Raw genomic sequence first — 16,481 nt, 5'->3', positions numbered from 1 at the left:
GGTCTCAGCGGCCGTGGCTGTCGGTGTAGGCCAGCAGGGCCAGGAAGCGGGCGCGCTTGATAGCGGTGGCCAGCTGACGCTGATAACGAGCTTTGGTACCGGTGATACGGCTTGGAACGATTTTGCCGGTCTCGGATACATAAGCTTTCAGAGTGTTGAGATCTTTGTAATCGATCTCTTTCACGTCTTCAGCGGTGAAGCGGCAGAATTTACGACGACGGAAGAAACGTGCCATGTAATTGGCTCCTCAAAAGGTCCGTGGATTACTCGTCAGCGTTATCGCTGGCGTCGCTGTCATCACCCTCAACGCCTTCGGCGTCGGAGTGCTCAGGACGGTCGCGACGCTCACGGCGCTCACTGCGGTTTTCTTCAGCCTTGAGCATCTCGGATTGGCCGGTAACGGCTTCTTCGCGACGGATGACCAGGTTACGGATCACTGCATCGTTGTAGCGGAAGTTGTCTTCCAGCTCGGCCAGGGCCTTGCCAGTGCACTCAACGTTCAGCATCACGTAGTGAGCCTTGTGAACATTGTTGATTGCGTAGGCCAGTTGACGACGGCCCCAATCTTCCAGACGGTGGATTTTGCCGCCGTCTTCTTCGATCAGCTTGGTGTAACGCTCAACCATGCCGCCGACTTGCTCGCTCTGGTCAGGGTGGACCAGAAAGATGATTTCGTAATGACGCATGAATGCTCCTTACGGGTTGTAGCCTGCCGCTCAAAAGCGGTCAGACAAGGAGTGAATGACACTTATGGACTTGCCGGCGATAGACACATGCGTGCCTGCCGTCACAGCAAGGGGCGCAATTGTAGAGAAGGGACAGGAGAGGCGCAAGACAATTGGCGATTATTTGAGCAACCACCGACACTACAAGGCACTGTAGGAGCGGGCTTGCTCCGGGCGGCGTTCCGACGAAGGTTGTCAACGAAAACACGGGGAAGCTGATGCCCCACGGTGATCTTGAGTTCTTCGCGAGCAAGCTCGCTCCTACAGTAGGTCGTGCGCTAATCAAGGCTTTTTGGTGGCAGCCTTGGCTTTGACACTGCGCTGGCGCTGCGCCTCGAACAGGCACACGCCAGTCGCCACGGACACGTTGAGGCTACTGACGCTACCGGCCATCGGCAGATTCACCAGATAGTCGCAATGCTCGCGAGTCAGGCGGCGCATGCCCTTGCCCTCGGCACCCATGATCAGGATGGTCGGGCCGGTCAGGTCCTGGTCATACAGGCTGACCTCAGCCTCCCCCGCCGTACCGACAACCCACAGACCACGCTGCTGGAGCTTCTCCAGGGTACGCGCCAGGTTGGTCACGGCGACCAACGGAATCACTTCCGCGGCACCGCATGCGACTTTTCGTACAACCGGGGTCAAGGTGGCGGACTTGTCCTTTGGCACGATCACTGCCAGTGCACCCGCCGCATCGGCAGAGCGAAGGCAGGCGCCGAGGTTGTGCGGGTCGGTCACGCCGTCCAGCACCAGCAACAGTGGTGCGCCTTCGGTGCGATCCAGCAGCTCATCGAGCATCGCCTCGCCCCAGACCTGGCTCGGACTCACCTCCGCCACCACGCCCTGGTGCACGCCCTCGACCCAGGCATCCATTTCGCGGCGCTCGGCCTGGCCGACCTGGACACGGTTTTCGTTGGCCAGTTCGATCAGGGTCTGCACCCGCGGATCACCGCGACCTTCGGCCAGCCAGATCTGCTTGACGCGCTTGGGGTGATGACGCAGCAACGCTTCTACAGCATGCACGCCGTAGATTTTTTCCAACTGACTCATGACTTGGCCTTAGGTTTACGCGCCCCGCCACTTTTGGCTGGGGCCGAGCCCGCTTTTGGCGGACCTTTACGGTGTTTACTCGGTTTGGCTGGCTTGCCGCCGGAGGCCTTTTCAGGCGCCGACCGTCCGGTCTTTCCCCCAGACGCCGCTTTACCGCCGCTTTTCGCTTCGGCCAGCAATGCTTGCTTCATTTCACGACTTTTGCGCACTTCGGCGTTTTTCGCCGCGGCATCGCTTGGGCGATAGGCTTCGACCGCCTTTTCCTTCGCAGGACGGCGACCGGCTTTTGCCGGAGCAGGTTCTGCAGCAGTCTTGGCCGCCGGCGCCGTGGTCTCTGTACCACGCTTCTTGCGACCAATCGGTGCGCTGATGGTTTTTTCAGCCATCTCGAAGTCGATCTTGCGCTCGTCCAGGTCAACCCGCATCACACGCACTTCGACGGTATCGCCGAGGCGGAAGCTGCGACCGGTGCGCTCACCGGCCAGGCGGTGATGGACAGGGTCGAAGTGGTAGTAGTCGCCCGGCAAGGCGGTCACGTGGACCAGGCCTTCGACGTAGATGTCGGTCAGCTCGACGAACAGGCCGAAACCGGTCACGGCGGTGATCACACCCGGGAACGACTCGCCCACGCGATCCTTCATGAACTCGCACTTGAGCCAGTTCACCACGTCGCGAGTGGCTTCGTCGGCACGGCGCTCGCTCATCGAGCACTGCTCGCCCAACTGCTCCAGCGTCGCTTCGTCGTATGGATAGATACGCGCTTTCGGGATGCTCATCGCACCGGCACGCTTGACGTGCGGGGTATCCATTTTGGAGTGGATAACGCTGCGAATCGCCCGGTGCGTGAGCAGGTCCGGGTAACGACGAATCGGCGAGGTGAAGTGGGTATAGGCTTCGTAATTCAGGCCGAAGTGACCCTGGTTATCCGCGCTGTACACCGCCTGGCTCAACGAGCGCAGCATGACGGTCTGGATCAGGTGGAAATCCGGACGATCCTTGATACCGGCCAGCAATGCCTGATAGTCCTTCGGCGACGGGCCGTCCTTGCCTTTGTGCAGGGACAGGCCGAGCTCACCCAGGAAGGCGCGCAGTTTTTCCAGACGCTCCGGCGGCGGACCATCGTGAACGCGATACAGCGCAGGAATTTCGTGCTTTTTCAGGAATTCAGCGGTGGCCACGTTGGCCGCCAGCATGCATTCCTCGATCAGCTTGTGCGCATCGTTGCGAACCGTCGGACGGATTTCGGCGATCTTGCGCTCGGTACCGAAGATGATCCGGGTTTCCTGGGTCTCGAAATCGATCGCGCCACGCACGTGACGGGCAGCCAGCAATACCTTGTACAGCGAGTAGAGCTGCTTGAGGTGCGGCACGACGTCGGTGTATTCGCCACGCAGCTGACGGGCCTCGGTGGATTTCGGCTGTTCCAGCATCGCGCTGACCTTGTTGTAGGTCAGGCGGGCGTGGGAGTGAATCACCGCTTCGTAGAAGCAGTAGTCGGTCATTTCGCCAGACTTGGAGATGGTCATCTCGCAAACCATGGCCAGACGATCGACATGCGGATTCAGCGAGCACAGGCCATTGGACAGTTGCTCAGGCAGCATCGGCACCACGCGCTCGGGGAAGTACACCGAGTTGCCACGGACCTGGGACTCGGCATCCAGCGCCGAGCCGATCTTCACGTAGCTGGAAACGTCGGCGATCGCCACGTACAACTTCCAGCCGCCGGAGAACAGGCGCAGCTTGCCCGGCTTGGCTTCGCAGTACACCGCGTCGTCGAAGTCGCGGGCATCTTCGCCGTCGATGGTGACGAACGGCAGATGGCGCAGGTCGATGCGCTTCTCTTTGTCTTTTTCTTCGACTTCCGGCTTGAGCTTGGCAGCTTCCTTGAGCACCGCGTCAGGCCAGACGTGAGGAATGTCGTAGGTGCGCAGGGCGACGTCAATCTCCATGCCCGGCGCCATGTAGTTACCTACGACTTCCACCACATCGCCCTGCGGCTGGAAGCGTGGCGTCGGCCAGTGAGTGATCTTCACTTCAACGAATTGGCCGATCTTGGCATTGGCGTTACGGCCCGGGGTGACCAGCACTTCCTGCTGGATCTTCGGATTGTCGGCAACGACGAAGCCGATACCGCCCTCTTCGAAGTAACGACCGACGATCGTCTCGTGGGCACGGGACACCACTTCGACGATCATGCCTTCGCGGCGACCACGACGGTCCAGGCCGGAAACCCGCGCCAGGGCACGGTCGCCATCGAACACCAGGCGCATCTGCGCCGGGCTCATGAACAGGTCGTCACTGCCGTCGTCCGGCACCAGGAAGCCGAAGCCGTCACGGTGGCCGCTGATGCGGCCCAGGATCAGGTCGAGCTTGTCCACCGGCGCGTAAGTGCCGCGACGGGTGTAGATCAGTTGAGCGTCGCGCTCCATGGCGCGCAGGCGGCGGCGCAGGGCTTCGATCTGGTCTTCTGTGGTCAGACCAAACTCTTCGACCAGTTGCTCGCGGTTAGCAGGCGAGCCTCGATCAGCAAGGTGCTGAAGGATCAGTTCGCGGCTAGGAATAGGGTTTTCATATTTTTCCGCTTCACGAGCGGCCTCGGGATCGAGGGACTGCCAATCGGCCATTAGAGAGTTTTCACCTTGTCTATATGCGGGTTAGTTTGGCATACGCGTATTGAAACGGGAAATTTCAGGCTCTAGAAGCCTCTAAAAGCCCCTTCCGGGCTCCGGAATAATACCGCCGAGCACCATTCGCGAAATTTTCCAGGTTTTTTTGAAATCAGGGGTTTACAGTTAAATGGACGCTCCGTATAGTGCGCGCCATCGACGACGCACAACGTTGCCGATACTGCCCAGATGGTGAAATTGGTAGACACGCCAGCTTCAGGTGCTGGTGACCGCAAGGTCGTGGAAGTTCGAGTCTTCTTCTGGGCACCAATTCAGAGCTTGAGATTAGTTCAATTTCAAGGCTCACACAAAAACCCGCGAAAGCGGGTTTTTGCATTCTAAGCGTTTGATTTAATTTTATTAAATCAGGGGTTTACAGATCAAACGGCGCTCCGTATAGTGCGCCACATCAACAGCGGCAACGTTGCTGATACTGCCCAGATGGTGAAATTGGTAGACACGCCAGCTTCAGGTGCTGGTGACCGCAAGGTCGTGGAAGTTCGAGTCTTCTTCTGGGCACCAATTCAAATTCAAGGTCACGATCTTGAATTTCACAGAAACCCGCGAAAGCGGGTTTTTGCGTTTCTGGCATCTGAAAACTCTAGGCACCTCCTCTCCACAGAGTTCAGCACAAGCCCATTAGCAAACCCTCACCCTCCCCCGCAAGACGCACTTGAGAAACAATATCGCTTATCATTGTTGCAAGATTTTGCAATGCGACAGTGAGGAACCCTGCGAATGATGCTTCGAAATACCCTGCGCCGCGGCCTGACCATCACCCTGCTGGGGCTGACCCTGACCTCCCCGCTCACCCAGGCCGCCGACCCGGTTTCCCTGACGCTGTACAACGGCCAGCACAAGGAAGTCGGTGACGCTGTCGCCAAAGCCTTCGAAGCCAAGACCGGCATTCACGTCAACGTACGCAAAGGCAGCAGCAACCAGCTCGCCAGCCAGATCGTCGAAGAAGGTGATCGCTCGCCGGCCGATGTGATCTACACCGAAGAATCCCCACCCCTGAACAAACTGGGCGAACAAGGCCTGCTGGCCAAGACCAACGACGCCACCCTTGCCGTTCTGCCCAAGGAATACGTTGCCAGAAATGGCACCTGGATCGGTGTCACGGCCCGGGTTCGGGTGGTTGCCTACAATCCGAAACTGATCGACGAAAAAGACCTGCCCAAATCGGTCATGGAATTCTCCGACCCGCAGTGGCAAGGCAAGCTCGGCTTCGTCCCCACCAGCGGTGCGTTCCAGGAACAAGCGGTCGCAATCATCAAGATGCACGGAATGGACGCCGCCGAAGAATGGCTGACCGGCCTGCGCGCGTTCGGCAAGACCTACAGCAACAACATGGTGGCCTTGAAGGCGGTGGAAAACGGTGAAGTCGCCACCGTACTGGTAAACAACTACTACTGGTTTGCCCTGCAACGGGAAAAAGGCCAGCTCGACTCAAAACTGCATTACTTCACCGGCGGCGATGTCGGTGGCCTGATAACCGTCTCCAGCGCAGCGGTACTCAAGTCCAGCAAACATCCGGAGCAAGCCCAGCAACTGCTGGCATTCATGGCCAGCGAAGAAGGCCAGCGCGTGATCACCCAGACCACCGCCGAGTACCCACTGCACACTGGCATGGAATCGAATCGCGGGCTCAAGCCGTTCAGCGAACTGCAAGCGCCAAAGGTCACCCCAGCCGACCTGGGTAACGCCGAAGAAGCCCTGGAGCTGGAACGTGAAGTTGGCTTGAACTGATGAGTCTGTCGCTGCCCGCCCCTGCTACCCGCGCAGGCTATGTGCCCCGGCGCAAACGACCATCGATCGGGTTGTTGCTGCCGGTTCTGCTGCTGGTCTGCCTGAGCCTGCTGCCCTTGCTGTATGTCGGCCTTAAGGCCTGGCAGGCCGGCTGGGCAGAGGCGGTGCATTTGTTATGGCGCCCCTACGTGTTTGGCCTGCTGCGCAACACGCTGCTGTTGATGATCGGCGTGACGATGGCCTGCGCCATCATCGGCCTGTCGCTGGCCTGGCTACTGGAGCGCAGCAACTTGCGCGGCCGGCGCTTGTGGGGGGTGATCCTGTGCCTGCCATTCGCGGTTCCGGCATTTGTCAGCAGCTTCACCTGGGTTTCCCTGAGCGCGAGCTTCGAAGGACTGGGCGGGGCGATCCTGGTGATGACCCTGTCCAAGTACCCGCTGGTGTTCCTGCCGGTGGCGGCCACGTTGCGCAATCTCGACCCGTCACTGGAAGAGTCGGCTCGCACCCTGGGACTGAACCGCTGGGGGGTATTTTTCAAGATCACCTTGCCGCTGCTTTGGCCATCCCTGCTGGCCGGCTCGCTGCTGATTGCCCTGCACATGCTGGTGGAGTTCGGCGCACTGTCGATCATCGGCCTGCAAACCTTCACCACGGCAATCTACCAACAGTTCGAACTGGAGTTCAGCAACGCCAACGCAGCGATGCTGTCAGCGGTACTGCTGGCGCTGTGCCTGATGTTGTTGTGGCTGGAGTTGCGGGTACGCGGCAAAGGCCGGCACGTGCGGATCGGCCAGGGCGCGGCCCGGCATGCCGAGCAAGTGCGACTGGGCGGCTGGGCTGTCGGCGGGCAGCTCTATTGCTTGTTACTGGCGGTTATCGGCAGCGGGGTCCCATTGGGCATGCTGGCGTACTGGCTGGCCGACGGCTCATCCGCAGCGTTCCCGGTGGCCGCGATCAGCGAAGCCTTGCTGTCGTCGCTGGCACTGTCCCTGGGTGGCGCAGCGCTGTGCCTGGTGCTGGCGGTGCCCTTGGGCCTGCTGGTGGTTCGCTACAAGGGTCGCCTGGCGCTGTGGGCCGAGCGCCTGCCGTATCTGCTGCATGCACTGCCTGGCCTGGTGATCGCGCTGACGCTGGTGTACTTCGCCTTGCACTATGTGCCGGCGCTGTATCAGACCTCGGGATTATTGCTGATTGCCTATGCGTTGCTGTTCCTGCCCCTGGCTCAGGCGCCGATACGCACGGCACTGAACAAGGCAGCCCCTCAGCTGGAGGAAGCGGCAAGAACCCTCGGCGCATCCTCATTGACCGCGTTCGTGCGGGTGACGCTGCCGATCATCTTTCCGGCGCTGGGCGCAGCCTTTGCCCTGGTGTTTCTGGATGCGATGAAGGAACTGACGGCGACCTTGCTGTTGAGCCCGACCGGACTCAACACCTTGGCCACAGAAGTATGGGCACACACCGCAAATGTCGAGTTTGCCGCCGCGGCGCCTTATGCGGCGTTGTTGATCCTGGTGTCAGGGCTCCCCGTATATCTACTGACGACGCGGATGTATTTGAGCCGCTAAGACCGCCATCGCGGGCAAGCGGAGCGCCGCCCGCGATGACGTCAGCCCTGACAACCCATTACGCCCTGAACTGCCCCAGGCTCGCTTTCAACTGGGCGGCCAGGCCGTCCAGCACCTTGCCGCTGACCGTGGTCTCTAGCACCGCCTGAGCCGCTTTCTCGGCCTGCGCATGAATGGTCTCGACCCGCCCCCGCACCGCTTGCGCCCCCTGGGCCTGATGAGCCGCTGCCTGAGTTGCCAGGCCGATGGCCGCATGGACCTGCTCGACGGACACTTGCACCGACTGCTGCAAACGCGCGCTGTCGCGCAATACCAGCAGCCCCTCGCTGGCCTGACGCCCCGCCTGCCCAATCGCCGCCACGGCCTCACGAGCGCCCTGCTGCAAGGCGCCAATGTGTGCCTGGATGTCGCCGGTCGAGCTTTGCGTCTTGCTGGCCAAGGCCCGCACCTCGTCCGCTACCACCGCGAATCCGCGCCCGGTTTCACCGGCACGCGCCGCTTCGATGGCGGCGTTCAGCGCCAACAGGTTGGTCTGCTCGGCAATCCCGTGGATCACCTCCAGCACCACCTCGATCTGCTCGCTCTGTTGCGCCAGCCGCTCGATGACCTTGGCCCCGGTGTCGACCTGCCCGGCCAACGCCTCGATCAGGCTGCCGACCTGCGCCGAGGTCCGGGTGTTTTCGTCCGTCGCCTGGCGGATGTCCACCACCTGCTGCAAGGCCGCCTGCATGGCCTGGCTTTCGGCCTGCGCCTCATCCGCCATTTGCGACAGTGCCCGCAGGCTCTCTGCCACTTCATCACGCTGGGAGGCCGCCGCCGCGTCCGCACCGGCATTGCGCTGCGTCATGGCGCCGATTTCAACGCCCGTGCGCTGAGCCACATCACCGGCCTCACGCACGATGGGCTGCAACTTATCCACAAAGCGGTTGACCGCCGATGCCATGTCGCCGATTTCGTCCTTGCTGCTGATCCTCACTCGCTTGGTCAGGTCCCCCTCTCCCGCCGCCAGGTCGTCCATGGCGGCAATCAACAGCTTCAAACGATTGACCACGCGCCGCCCGAGCACCACTGCCAGCAGCAGCAAGACACCACAACCGACCAGCGCCAGCGCCATGCCGATCCGCCAGCGCAAGGTCGCAGCGGCTTCTTGCACGGTACTGGTGGTATTGGCCTTCATCTCGCCGGCGGTGGCTTGCGCCGACTGCAGGCGCGAACGCATGGCCGTGGCACTGTCGGCCGCCGCCCCCTTGAGGCTGTCGCCAACCAACTGGTCGCTGCTGGCTATCAACGCCGAGAAGCGCTTGTCGAGGGCGGCCAGGTTACTTTCCACCGAAGCCGTGGAGACGCCCATCAGCACCTTGCCGATTTCCACGCCATTGGGATTGATCGAGGCTTCGACGTAGTAAACCGAAGGATCGTTTTTCGCCGCGTCCAGGACTTTGTCCAGCGCCCGCTCACCTTGGCCCTTTTCCAAAAGGACCTTGTTGATCGGGTTTTCCCGGTTCAGATACCGCGTCAGGTGCTGGCCGGTGGCATCGTCGTAGACCACGAACAACACGCTAGGATTGCGCTGGGCACGCCGGGCAAACTCCGACAGGGTCGGAACGTCGCTGTCCCACATGGCGCGCGGCGCAACCGAGGCCAGGAGCTGAGCCATGTCATTGGCCGAATCCTTCAGGTCCTTTTCCAGGGTGGCGCGCAACTGCGCCTGCTCGTCCTCGAGCCGCGAGGACAAGCCGCTCGTCAGGCGCTGGCGAGTGCTGGTGGACAGGCTGTCGAGACTTGAGGTGACCTCACGTCCGGCCTGCTCGAGTTCGCCAGACAGCTTCTGACTATCCGCGCCCAGGCGAGCCCCCAGATCCGCCTCCAATGCCGTCACGGTGCTCCGGGTCAGCGCAACAGCCACCAGGACTTGCACCAAAAGAGCGATACCAAGGGTAACGAACACCGGCCGCAACAACCGGCTTTGTAACAGTGAGAGAACGGCCGACACTTAAAATCCCCCTGCTTGACGCCATTAATATGATGGCACGCTGAAAGCGGTGCGCTTAATGGACTTCACAGCAAAGGTCATGCCGTCCGGCAGGCAGAAACGACAAAGGGCCCTATCAAGGGCCCTTTGTTTTTTACATCAACGACTTATTAAGCGAACGGGTGACGCAAAACGATGGTTTCGTTGCGGTCCGGGCCCGTCGAAATAATGTCGATCGGTGCGCCGATCAGCTCTTCAACGCGCTTGATGTAAGCACGAGCGTTAGCTGGCAGCTCTTCCAGGGTTTTGGCACCCACGGTCGACTCGGTCCAGCCCGGCACTTCTTCGTACACAGGCTGCAGGCCCACGTAGCTGTCAGCGTCAGTCGGGGCAATGTCCTTACCTTCTGCATCTTTGTAGCCGACGCAGATGCTGATGGTTTCCAGACCGTCGAGTACGTCCAGCTTGGTCAGGCAGATGCCCGAGATGCTGTTCACATCGATAGCGCGACGCAGGATAACAGCGTCGAACCAGCCACAACGACGAGCACGGCCGGTAGTCGCGCCGAACTCGTGACCTTGTTTAGCCAGGTGCGCACCGACTTCGTCGAACAGCTCAGTCGGGAATGGACCCGAACCTACACGCGTGGTGTAAGCCTTGGTGATGCCCAGGATGTAGTCCAGGAACATAGGGCCAACACCCGAACCGGTAGCAACGCCGCCAGCGGTGGTGTTAGAGCTGGTCACGTACGGGTAGGTGCCGTGGTCGATGTCCAGCAACGAACCCTGGGCGCCTTCGAACATGATGTCTTTGCCGGCGCGACGCAGGTCGTGCAGCTCGGCAGTCACATCCAGCATCAGCGGCTTGAGCAGCTCAGCGTATTCCTTGCACTCGGCCAGGGTCTTGTCGAACTCGATGGCTGGCTCTTTGTAGTAACCCACCAGCATGAAGTTGTGGTAATCCACCAGTTCACGCAGTTTGTCTTCAAAGCGCGGCATGTTGAGCAGGTCGCCCACACGCAGGCCACGACGCGCAACCTTGTCTTCGTAGGCTGGGCCGATGCCGCGACCGGTAGTACCGATCTTCAGCTCGCCACGGGCCTTTTCACGGGCCTGGTCCAGCGCCACGTGGAAGGACAGGATCAGCGGGCAGGACGGGCTGATACGCAGGCGCTCGCGCACCGGTACGCCTTTCTCTTCCAGCTTGGTGATCTCGCGCAGCAGGGCGTCAGGTGCAACCACCACGCCGTTGCCGATCAGGCACTGCACGCCTTCGCGCAGCACGCCCGACGGGATCAGGTGCAAGACGGTTTTCTCACCGTCGATCACCAGCGTGTGGCCAGCGTTGTGGCCACCCTGGTAGCGCACTACGGCGGCAGCATGTTCGGTCAGCAGATCAACGATCTTGCCTTTGCCCTCATCACCCCATTGGGTGCCCAGGACTACGACATTCTTACCCATAACACTTGTCCTCATTCGCGCAAACTTGGTGCCGGCAACGCCGGCAGGAAAACTCAAGAGGCCAACGGCAATACTTGCCAAAGCCCGTTCTGCTGAATCAATTGCCGGTCGCAGTCCGCATCACGGGCGGCGGCCAATGGTTGCCCAGGCAAAGCCTGGACGACACGCTGACCCTCACTGCGCAACTGGCAAACCTGCTGCCAGAGTGCTGCATCCGTACTGTCAGGCATCCAGATACCGCCAGACGGTAGCTCGATTTCAGCACGCCCCAGGGTCACCAGGGTTTTCAAATCGGTAGAGAAGCCGGTTGCCGGACGGGCACGACCGAAGTCGGCGCCGATGTCGTCGTAACGACCGCCCTGGGCGATAGACTGCCCCACGCCCGGCACGAACACCGCGAACACTACACCGGTGTGGTAGTGATAACCGCGCAACTCGCCCAGGTCGAAGTACAGCGGCAGCTCCGGGAAACGCAGGGACAGACGCTCGGCAATCGCCAGCAAATCGTCCAGCGCCGCCAGCACTGGTGCCGGCGCATTGGCCAGGCGCTCGCGGGCAGCGTCCAGCACTTCGCGGCCACCACACAGGTCGACCAACGCCCGCAGCATGCCCGACAGTTCGGCAGGCAGGCCTTCGGTCAAGGTAATGACCTCATCGACGGCCTTGCGCTGCAAGGCATCGAACAACTGTTGCTCGACTTCACCGGACAAACCGGCCGCACGCGCCAGACCACGATAGATGCCAACATGACCGAGGTCCATGTGCACATCCGGTACGTCGGCCAGCTGCAGCATCGCCAGCATCAGGCTGATGACTTCAACGTCACTGCTCGGACTGGCATCGCCGTACAGCTCGGCGCCCAACTGGATCGGGCTGCGCGAGGACGACAAGGCACGCGGCTGCGCATGCAGCACGCTGCCGGCGTAGCACAGGCGGCTCGGGCCTTCATGACGCAAGGTGTGCGCATCGATGCGCGCCACTTGCGGCGTGATGTCGGCACGGAAGCCCATCTGGCGGCCCGACTGCGGGTCGATGACCTTGAAGGTGCGCAGATCCAGGTCCTGGCCCGCGCCGGTCAGCAGGGATTCCAGGTACTCGATATGGGGAGTCACGACAAACTCGTAACCCCAGCTCTGGAACAGATCCAACACCTGACGACGCGCCACTTCAATGCGCGCCGCTTCTGGTGGCAGTACTTCTTCGATGCCATCTGGCAGCAGCCAGCGGTCTACCGTTGCCATTACGCCATTCCCCTATGATCCGGGCGGCCAGCCCTCGGGCCGACCTTGAGTGAAGCAGAAAATGTCTGACCCATTCGCATAAGTCGCGCCCATGAACGACGCGGCGATCGGCCTGAATCCGGCCTCGCCAAACACTTTCCTCGAAAAACCTGTCGAGTTGTTCAACCCGATTGCACGCAATCAAACGTGCAGACGCAAAAAAGCCGGGAATTTCCCGGCTGCCGCATCATACACACGTTTTCCCAAAGGATCACCCCGCGAGAGGCTTTAGCCGCCCGGCGGGGTTCCTTCAGGATCAGTGTTGGATCAAGGTTTGGCTTTTTCCAGGTAACGGAAGAAGTCGCTGCTTGGGTCCAGAACCATGACGTCGGTTTTGTTCGCGAAGCTTTCACGGTAGGCACGCAGGCTACGGTAGAAACCGTAGAACTCCTGGTCCTGGCCGTAGGCCTTGGAGTAGATCGCAGCGGCCTGGGCATCACCATCACCGCGAACCTCTTCAGATTCACGATAGGCTTCAGCCAGCAGTACACGGCGCTGACGATCGGCATCGGCACGAATGCCTTCTGCCAGTTCGTTACCCTTGGCGCGGTGCTCGCGCGCTTCACGCTCACGCTCGGTGCTCATACGCTCGAACACGCTGCGGTTCACTTCCTTCGGCAGATCGATGGTTTTGACCCGAACATCGACCACTTCGATGCCCAGCTCTTTTTCCGCCATCTTGTTCAGCGAAGCCGTGATATCCGCCATCAGCGCATCACGCTCACCGGAAACCACCTCATGCAGGGTGCGTTTACCAAACTGGTCACGCAGGCCCGATTCCAGACGACGCGACAAGCGCTCGTCAGCAATCTGCTTGAGGCCGGAGGTCGCGGTGTAGAAGCGCTCGGCATCTTTCACGCGCCACTTGGCGTAGGCATCCACCATGACCGCTTTCTTTTCCAGCGTCAGGAAACGTTGTGTCGGCGCATCCAGCGTCATCAGGCGTGCGTCAAATTTACGCACCTGGTTAACGTAAGGCACTTTCACATGCAGGCCTGGCTGAACATCAGTCTGAACCACGCGACCGAACTGCAGCAGCACCGCACGCTCGGTCTGAGCCACGATGTAGAAGCAGTTCCAGGCAGCGATCGCCACGACGACGCCGACAATAAGGGCGATCAGCGATTTATTGCTCATCAGCGACTCTCCCTGGTACGTGCCGGTTGCTGCAGATCTGCTGCCGCACGCGTATTCGCTTCATTGCTGCTGGCTGCAGCACTGGTCGCCGGAGCGATAGTGGTGCGACCACTGTCGATCATCTTGTCCAGCGGCAAGTACAGCAGATTGCTCTGGCCGTCCTTGTTGCCGGTCACGAGAACCTTGCTGGTGTTGCTGAAGACTTCCTGCATGGTGTCCAGGTACAGACGCTGACGCGTGACTTCAGGAGCCTTGCGGTACTCGGCAACCAGTTTGGTAAAGCGATCAGCCTCACCCTTGGCGCGTGAGACCGTTTCGTCGCGGTAACCGTTGGCATCTTCAATGAGGCGCTGGGCCTGACCACGAGCTTCCGGTACAACACCGTTGGCGTAGGTTTCAGCCTGGTTGCGCGAACGCTGCTCATCTTCACGAGCGCGGATCACATCGTCGAAGGCTTCCTGGACTTCACGCGGTGCGGCTGCGCTCTGTACGTTGACCTGGGTCACGGTGATACCGGTGCGATAGGTATCCATGAAGCGTTGCAGACGCTCCTTGATCTCGCTGGCCATCAGTTCACGACCTTCGGTCAGCACCTGGTCCATCGCGGTGGAACCCACCACATGGCGCAAGGCACTTTCGGTCGCGTGCTGCAGGCTGATTTCCGGCTGATCGACGTTCAGCACGAAATCCTGCAGGTTGCTGATCTTGTACTGCACGGTCAGCGGCACTTCGACGATGTTTTCGTCTTCAGTCAGCATTTGACCCTGCTTGGTGTACGCACGCTCACGCGTGACGTTTTCCATGTACTTTTTATCGATCGGCGGGAAGTAAATGTTCAGGCCCGGGCCGACAGTCTCGTAGTACTTGCCGAAGCGCAGCACCACAGCCTGCTCCTGCTCGTCGACGACGTAGACCGCGCTGTACAGCCAGACGGCCGCCAGCACCACGAGGCCGATGCCGAGCAGGCCGTAACCGCCGCCCTTGCTCGAACCACCGCCGTCGTCACTGCGTTTTTTACCACTACCGAACAACCCGTTCAGGCTTTCCTGCAGCTTTCGGAAGGCCTCGTCGAGATCCGGTGGCCCCTTGCGGTCGCCATTATTGCGGCGCTTACCACCCCAAGGATCCTGATTATTCGAGTTGCCACCCGGCTCATTCCAAGCCATAGCGCTCTCCATCTGATAAAGCAAAGACGCACCCACGGCGCGCCGACCAATGCTACAGAATGCCTGCCACCGCGGCACAACCGCTTTTTCAGGCTTTTATTGCAAAGTGTGTTGCTCGATGAATTCCAGCGGCTGCAAACCTTCGCGACTCACCAGTCGATTGAGCTCGACCCGTGGCAAACGAACAGCCAGCAAACTGATGCCTTCTTCGTCGTGTTCTTCTTTCTGTACCGCGCCCAGTTCGAAGAACTGTGCACGCAGTCGAGCAAAACGCTGTGGCAAGCGCAAGGTGCCGACGAACAAATCATCGCCGAGCAGTTCCGCGATTGCCTGCTTGAGCAGGTCCAGACCCTGGCCATCGCGCGCCGACAACCAGACCCGTTGCGGCTTGCCATCGGCATCGCGCTGGATCTGCGGCTCTACGCCCTCGAGCAAATCGAGTTTGTTGTATACCTCCAGGATCGGCAAGTCTTGCGCACCGATCTCGCCCAGCACCACCATCACCTGTTCAACCTGCGCCATGCGCTCAGGTTCATGGGCGTCGATCACGTGCAGCAGCAAGTCCGAGTTGCTCGACTCTTCGAGCGTAGCCCGAAATGCCTCAACCAGCTTGTGCGGCAAGTGACGAATGAAACCCACGGTGTCGGCCAGCACAATCGGACCAAGGTCGTTGAGCTCAAGCCGGCGCAAAGTCGGGTCGAGGGTGGCGAACAGTTGGTCGGCGGCGAAAACGTCGGACTGGGTCACCGAGTTGAACAACGTCGATTTGCCGGCGTTGGTATAGCCAACCAGTGACACCGAGGGGATATCCGCACGCTTGCGGCCGCGACGAGCCTGCTCACGCTGGCTGCGAACCTTTTCCAGGCGGCCTTTGATCTGCCGCACGCGAACCCGCAGAAGACGCCGGTCGGTTTCCAACTGGGTTTCACCTGGGCCGCGCAGACCGATACCACCCTTCTGCCGTTCAAGGTGAGTCCAGCCGCGAACCAGCCGCGTACTCAAGTGATCAAGCTGGGCCAGTTCGACCTGGAGCTTGCCTTCATGGGTGCGGGCGCGTTGGGCGAAGATATCGAGGATCAGTCCCGTACGGTCAATCACGCGACACTCGAAAACACGTTCGAGGTTACGCTCCTGACTAGGCGTGAGGGTGTGATTGAAAATCACCAGATCGACCTGCTCGGCTTTGACTTGGTCGCGCAACTCCTCGACCTTGCCGCTGCCAATCAGGTATTTGGCGGATGGCCGATGACGCGGCACGTTAACAAACGCGACGGTCTCGGCGCCGGCCGAAATTGCCAACTCCTGAAACTCCTGCGGATCTTCGCGCGCCTCAGGGTCCTGACCATCCAAGTGAACGAGAATGGCCCGTTCACCACCACCGTGGCGCTCAAAGAACAAAGGAGACTCCTATCAGGCGTTACCTGGCTCAGCGTCACCCTGTTCGGATTCGGTTGCGCTTGGCAGACGAATTGGACGAACCGGTACCACTGTAGAGATAGCGTGCTTGTAAACCATCTGGCTGACGGTGTTTTTCAGCAGGATGACGAACTGGTCGAAGGACTCGATCGTGCCTTGCAGTTTGATCCCGTTGACCAGATAGATGGAAACCCCCACCTTCTCTTTACGCAAAGTATTCAAGTAAGGGTCTTGTAGCGAATGCCCTTTTGACATGTGCCGCACTCCTTTAAGGATTCAATAATAAAAAATAGGT

The 16,481-nt window shown here is 60.3% G+C and carries 13 protein-coding genes and 2 tRNA genes; 4 read left to right on the top strand and 11 right to left on the bottom strand.

The genetic code is table 11. From position 1 onward, the window contains the following. Positions 1-4: 4 nt before the first annotated feature. From rpsR to rnr, 4 genes are all read right to left on the bottom strand, one after another. On the bottom strand, positions 5-235 hold the full coding sequence (gene rpsR / locus CKW07_RS10045; RefSeq protein ID WP_002551829.1) for a 30S ribosomal protein S18: 231 nt from the start codon (positions 233-235) through the stop codon (positions 5-7). Positions 236-263: 28 nt separating this feature from the next. Continuing rightward, positions 264-686: a 30S ribosomal protein S6 gene (gene rpsF / locus CKW07_RS10040; RefSeq protein WP_095078155.1), complete on the bottom strand. Its 423-nt coding sequence runs from the start codon at positions 684-686 to the stop codon at positions 264-266. 321 nt (positions 687-1,007) lie between these two features. Continuing rightward, entirely contained in the window at positions 1,008-1,775 is a 768-nt protein-coding gene (rlmB, locus tag CKW07_RS10035; protein WP_095144749.1) for a 23S rRNA (guanosine(2251)-2'-O)-methyltransferase RlmB, read from the bottom strand. Further along, entirely contained in the window at positions 1,772-4,399 is a 2,628-nt protein-coding gene (gene rnr / locus CKW07_RS10030; RefSeq protein ID WP_095144748.1) for a ribonuclease R, read from the bottom strand. The genes rlmB and rnr overlap by 4 nt, the downstream gene beginning before the upstream one ends. 225 nt (positions 4,400-4,624) lie before the next feature. Between rnr and CKW07_RS10025 the strand changes: the two genes are divergently transcribed. The 4 genes from CKW07_RS10025 to CKW07_RS10010 all read left to right on the top strand — a co-directional run bounded on the left by CKW07_RS10025 (position 4,625) and on the right by CKW07_RS10010 (position 7,755). Continuing rightward, a tRNA-Leu gene (locus CKW07_RS10025) sits at positions 4,625-4,711 on the top strand. A 165-nt stretch (positions 4,712-4,876) separates the two neighbouring features. Beyond that, a tRNA-Leu gene (locus tag CKW07_RS10020) sits at positions 4,877-4,963 on the top strand. Positions 4,964-5,179: 216 nt separating this feature from the next. Next, positions 5,180-6,190, top strand: coding sequence for an extracellular solute-binding protein (locus CKW07_RS10015; protein ID WP_095144747.1), 1,011 nt, complete (start codon positions 5,180-5,182; stop codon positions 6,188-6,190). After that, a complete protein-coding gene (locus CKW07_RS10010) occupies positions 6,190-7,755 on the top strand; it encodes an iron ABC transporter permease (protein WP_095144746.1) in 1,566 nt (521 codons plus the stop codon). The genes CKW07_RS10015 and CKW07_RS10010 overlap by 1 nt, the downstream gene beginning before the upstream one ends. 58 nt (positions 7,756-7,813) lie before the next feature. Here CKW07_RS10010 and CKW07_RS10005 read toward each other — a convergent pair whose 3' ends face one another. The 7 genes from CKW07_RS10005 to hfq form a co-directional block, all read right to left on the bottom strand. Beyond that, a complete protein-coding gene (locus tag CKW07_RS10005) occupies positions 7,814-9,748 on the bottom strand; it encodes a methyl-accepting chemotaxis protein (protein WP_095144745.1) in 1,935 nt (644 codons plus the stop codon). 149 nt (positions 9,749-9,897) lie between these two features. Next, positions 9,898-11,187, bottom strand: coding sequence for an adenylosuccinate synthase (locus CKW07_RS10000; RefSeq protein WP_095144744.1), 1,290 nt, complete (start codon positions 11,185-11,187; stop codon positions 9,898-9,900). Between the two features lie 53 nt (positions 11,188-11,240). Next, a complete protein-coding gene (locus CKW07_RS09995) occupies positions 11,241-12,428 on the bottom strand; it encodes an ATP phosphoribosyltransferase regulatory subunit (RefSeq protein WP_095144743.1) in 1,188 nt (395 codons plus the stop codon). Positions 12,429-12,734: 306 nt separating this feature from the next. Continuing rightward, positions 12,735-13,604, bottom strand: coding sequence for a protease modulator HflC (gene hflC / locus CKW07_RS09990; RefSeq protein WP_095144742.1), 870 nt, complete (start codon positions 13,602-13,604; stop codon positions 12,735-12,737). After that, positions 13,604-14,770, bottom strand: a complete 1,167-nt coding sequence (gene hflK / locus CKW07_RS09985) for an FtsH protease activity modulator HflK (RefSeq protein WP_095144741.1) — start codon at positions 14,768-14,770, stop codon at positions 13,604-13,606. The genes hflC and hflK overlap by 1 nt, the downstream gene beginning before the upstream one ends. Before the next feature lie 96 nt (positions 14,771-14,866). After that, entirely contained in the window at positions 14,867-16,168 is a 1,302-nt protein-coding gene (gene hflX / locus CKW07_RS09980; RefSeq protein WP_095144740.1) for a ribosome rescue GTPase HflX, read from the bottom strand. A gap of 12 nt (positions 16,169-16,180) precedes the next feature. Then, a complete protein-coding gene (gene hfq / locus CKW07_RS09975; RefSeq protein WP_010221594.1) occupies positions 16,181-16,441 on the bottom strand; it encodes an RNA chaperone Hfq in 261 nt (86 codons plus the stop codon). Positions 16,442-16,481 lie beyond the last annotated feature (40 nt).

The sequence above is a fragment of the Pseudomonas sp. Irchel s3b6 genome (assembly GCF_900187415.1).
Lineage (GTDB): Bacteria > Pseudomonadota > Gammaproteobacteria > Pseudomonadales > Pseudomonadaceae > Aquipseudomonas.
The sequence above is the reverse complement of the archived record's forward strand: the minus strand, read 5'-3'. Positions and strand labels throughout refer to the sequence as shown.